The organism is Actinopolyspora mzabensis (genome assembly GCF_900101095.1).
Taxonomy (GTDB): domain Bacteria; phylum Actinomycetota; class Actinomycetes; order Mycobacteriales; family Pseudonocardiaceae; genus Actinopolyspora; species Actinopolyspora mzabensis.
Window position 1 is genome coordinate 1 of record NZ_FNFM01000021.1, and the last position, 4786, is coordinate 4786.

The 4786-nt window shown below is 67.2% G+C and carries 1 protein-coding gene and 1 pseudogene; both read left to right on the forward strand.

Annotated elements, in window-relative coordinates; all coding sequences use genetic code 11:
• Positions 1–2580: type I polyketide synthase (locus BLR41_RS22255; protein ID WP_218120326.1), on the forward strand; the 2580-nt coding region annotated here is incomplete at its 5' end.
• A gap of 163 nt (positions 2581–2743) precedes the next feature.
• Positions 2744–4786 (forward strand): annotated as a pseudogene (locus BLR41_RS22260) (type I polyketide synthase); the annotation flags it as partial.

A 4786-nucleotide genomic window follows, 5' to 3' on the forward strand; every position in this document is an offset into this window, starting at 1 on the left:
GCGGGGCAGTGTGTGTTTGGTGAGCTTTCGGTTCCGGTGGTCAGTAATGTCACCGGGCGGTTGTTGAGTCGTGAGGAGATGGCGTCGCCGGGGTATTGGGCGCGGCATGTGCGGCAGCCGGTGCGGTTCGCCGACGGTGTTGACACGGCGCTGGCTGCCGGGGTGGATGTGTTCGTGGAGTGCGGCCCGGACAACACCGCCAGTGCGATGGCGGCCCAATGCGTGCCCGAGGATCAGTCGGTGGCGTTGATTCCCACCCTGCGTCGTCGGTCCGGCCAGTCCGGTGTCGAGGATGAGGCGGAGTCGTTCGTGGCGGCGTTGGGCGCGTTGCACACGGCCGGGCATGCCCCGGACTGGGAGGCGTTCTACCACGGCACCGGGGCCAAACCCGTGCTGTTGCCGACGTATGCGTTCCAACGACAGCACTACTGGCTGGACACGACACCCAACCACGGAAACGATCGCGCACACTCCCCCGATGACGCGCTCTGGAACGCCCTAACCGCGGGACGAACCGAGCAGGTCGCCGATCTTCTCGAGCTCCCGGCTGAGTCGCGGGCCGGTCTGGAGTCACTCGTACCGCACGTGGCCGAGTGGTACCGCGATCGTGAAGCCGATACCGCGTTGTCCGAGTGGCTCTACGAGGAGCACTGGGAACCGGTGCGACCGACGACCGGCACTTCGAGTGCCCCGGAAGGCCGCTGGCTGCTGCTCGCCGCGAGCGAGGATGCCGTGGTCGATGCCACCGCTCGTGCTCTCGAAGCGGCGGGCGCCGATGTCGAGCACATCGCCGTGTCGAGTGACCCGGCACCCCTGGTGGCGCGACTCGAATCGCAACCGTGGGAGGGGGCGCTGCTGGTGGGAGCGTTCGCCCACCAGGAGCAGCACGATTTCCCGGCGCTCACCGCCGAACTGTCCCGCGTCGTCAACCTGGTCGAGGCGGTGCGACGAACTCCCACCACGACCAGGCTCTGGTGCGTGACACGCGGTGCGGTCTCGACCGGCGATGCCGACGCGGTGCACCATCCGCTCCAATCCCTGGTCTGGGGCTTCGGCCGTGTCGTCGGCCTGGAATACCCCGACCATCTCGGTGGTCTCGTCGATGTCCCGGAAAACCTCGACGCGACCGCACTCGCCGAACTCCCGTCGGTACTAGCGGCCCACGAGGACGAGGACCAGCTCGCGCTCCGCCCGAACCCGGCGGGTGGGGTCCGTCGCATGGTCCGGCGTGTCATTCGTACCCGACCGTCAAACCGCCGAAAAGACCTCGCGTTCGAGGGCGCGGTGCTGGTGACCGGGGGCACCGGTGGGTTGGGTGCCCGTACGGCGCGGTGGTTGGCGGAGTGTGCCCGGGGACCGTTGCATCTGGTGTTGGTCTCGCGTCGTGGTGGCGATGCGCCGGGTGTCGGCGCGTTGCGCACGGAGCTGGCGGAGTTGGGGGCGAAGGTCACCGTCGCGGGGTGCGATGTGGCTGATCGGGGTGAGCTCGCTCGGCTGTTGGGTGGATTGGACGAGCCGGTTCGTGCCGTCTTCCACGCGGCCGGGACGAGCGAACTGGTGCCGCTCTCCCAACTCGACGCCGAGACCATCGAGACCCAACTGGCCTCGAAGGTCGCCGGGACCGCGAACCTGCACGAGCTCCTCGACCCCGAGCCGCTGGAAGCGTTCGTCCTCTACGGCAGCATCGCCGGGTTCTGGGGTTCCGCGGAACAGGGCGCCTACGCCGCGGCCAACGCGTTCCTCGACGGTTTGAGCCGGTATCGGAACGACAGGGGAATGGCTGCCACGGTGCTGCACTGGGGCCCCTGGGCCGAGGGCGGCATGGTGACCGAGGAAGCCGACGCCCAGCTGCGGCGCCGAGGTCTGCAGCCGATGGCGCCGGAGGCGGCTTTCCGTGGCCTCGAACTCGCACTGCGCGGCGGTCGCCCCTCGCTCGTGGTCGCGAACGTCGACTGGTCCCGGTTCGCGCCGAGCTTCTCCTTCGCGCGGTCACGCCCGTTGCTGCACGGTGTGGCGGAAGCCGAGCTCGCGCTTACCGAGAACTCGTCCACCGGACAGCCCGGTGATGAGTCGCACCAGCACACGCGGCTGCGGGACGCGGCTCCGGAGGAACGGGCGGACGTGGCGCTGGACATCGTGCGTGAAGAGGTCGCGGCGGTGCTGGGAATGTCCGGCCCCGAGGCGATCGCCGTCGACCAATCCTTCCAGGAAATCGGTCTCGACTCGCTGTTGGCCGTCCAGGTCCAGCAGCGACTCTCCACGGTGGTGGATCAGAAGCTCTCGCCGAGCCTGCTGTTCGATCACCCCACGGCCCGTGCACTCGCCGAGTTCCTCCTGGAGCTCATCCACCCCCGACGCGATGAGCTCGCCGAGGCACGGGAAGCGATCGAGGTTCTGCAACGCGTCCCCGCCGAGCGGCTCGAACGGGAAGGGCTGATGAAACAGCTCGTCGGACTGGTCTTCCACACCGACGACGGGGCGGCGAACGAGGAGACATCGTCGGAGACCGGCACGGATGCCGGTGAGGAGCTGTTCGGTCGGCTCGATGCGCAGTTCTCGAAGCTGACAGATCTCGAATGAATTCGTACCGCAAGGGCGGCCGCGGTGAGTGGCCCGACGTCGTCCCTTGCCGCGGTCGGAAGGTGTCGTCATGCCGACGGAAAACGAACTGAAGTCCTACCTGGAACGTGCGAGCAAGGCACTCGACCTGACCACCGCGAAGCTCGAACGTGAACAGGCGCGCAACGATGCCCCGATCGCGGTGGTGTCGATGGCGTGCCGCTATCCGGGTGGGGTGGATTCTCCGGAGGGGTTGTGGGATCTCCTTGCCGCGGGTGGTGATGCGGTGTCGGGTTTTCCGGATCGTCCCGGTTGGGATGTGGCGGGGTTGTTCGATCCGGATCCGGATGTGGTGGGGGCGACGTATGCGCGTGGGGGTGGTTTCGTTCATGATGCGGGGTTGTTCGATGCGGGGTTTTTCGGGGTGAGTCCGCGGGAGGCGGAGCGGTTGGATCCGCAGCAGCGGTTGCTGTTGGAGACCTCGTGGGAGGTGATCGAACGGGCCGGTTTGCCCCCGTCGTCGCTGGACCGCAGCCTCACCGGCGTTTACGTCGGTTCGCAGGGCAGTGACTACCTGAACCGCCACTCCGCCCACCTCGAGCTTCTCGACGGCCACCTGGGCACCGGAAGTATGTCCAGCACGGCCTCCGGTCGGTTGGCTTACACGCTGGGGTTGCAGGGGCCCGCGATGACCGTCGACACGGCGTGCAGCTCGTCACTCGTAGCGCTGCACCTGGCGATGCAGGGATTGCGGCGTGGTGAGTGCGACCTCGCGCTGGCGGGCGGTGCGACGATCATGTCCACCCCCACGGCACTCGTCGAATTCAGTCGGCAGCGCGGGCTCGCTCCGGACGGTCGCTGCAAACCGTTCTCCGATGCGGCCGACGGCGCCGGTTGGTCGGAGGGCTGCGGCATGTTGTTGTTGGAGCGGCTCTCGGATGCGCGGGCCAACGAGCGCGATGTCCTCGCGGTGTTGCGGTCGAGTGCGCTCAATCAGGATGGTCGCAGTCAGGGGTTGACGGCGCCGAACGGTCCGGCGCAGGAGCGGGTGATTCGTTCGGCGCTCGATGCGGGTGGGCTCGGTCCGGAAGACGTGGACGCGGTGGAGGCGCACGGCACGGGCACCGCCCTGGGGGATCCGATGGAGGCCCATGCGTTGTTATCGACGTATGGGAAGGACCGTTCGGATCAGAACCCGTTGTATCTGGGGTCGGTGAAGTCGAACATCGGTCATCCGCAGGCTGCGGCTGGGGTGGCCGGGGTGATGAAGATGGTGTTGGCGCTGCGGCACGAGGAGCTGCCCAGGTCCTTGCACGCGGAGAATCCCAGCGGGCAGATCGACTGGTCGGCGGGGAACATGCGCCTGTTGGACGAGGCTGTGTCGTGGCCTGTGGAGTCGGGTCGGGTGCGTCGTGCGGGTGTGTCCTCGTTCGGGATTTCGGGCACGAACGCGCACGTGATCGTGGAGGAAGCACCATCTTCGGCGGAAGCGGAGGAAGCTCAGCGGGTCGGAAACGGTGCTGAGGGTTCGTTGTTGGATGTGGCGGTGCCGCTTGTGGTGTCTGGGGGTTCGGGGGCTGCGTTGCGTGCGAATGCGGGGCGGTTGGCGGAGTTTTTGGCTCGTGGTGTGGGTGTGTCGTTGGTGGATGTGGGGTTGTCGTTGGGGGTTGGTCGTGGGGTGTTTGGGTGTCGGGGTTCGGTGGTGGCGTCGTCGGTGGAACAGGCTGTTGGGGGGTTGCGTGCTCTTGCTGGGGGTGAGTCCGGTGTGGGTGTGAGTGTGTCGTCGGGTTCGGGCGTGTCGGCTGGTGGTGTGTCGTCGGGTTCGGGTGTGTCGTGGGGTTCTGTGGGTGTGTTGTTTGCGGGGCAGGGGTCGCAGCGTGTGGGGATGGCTCGTGGGTTGGCTGGGGTGGATGGGGTGTTTCGGGCTGATGTGGAGGAGTTGGCTTCGGCGTTTGAGGGGTTGTTGTCGCGGTCGTTGTTGTCGGTGATGTGGGGTGAGGAGTCTTCTGGGGGTGAGGAGTTCTCTGGGGGTGAGGACTCCTCTGGTGCTGGGGGTTCTGAGGTTGGGGGGTTGTTGGCGGGGACGGAGTTCGCGCAGCCTGCGTTGTTTGTGGTGGAGGTGGCGCTGTTCCGCCGGTTGTGGCGGTTGGGGGTTGCTCCGGGTGTGTTGCTGGGTCATTCGGTGGGTGAGTTGGTGGCGGTGTATGTGGCGGGTGGGTTGTCGTTG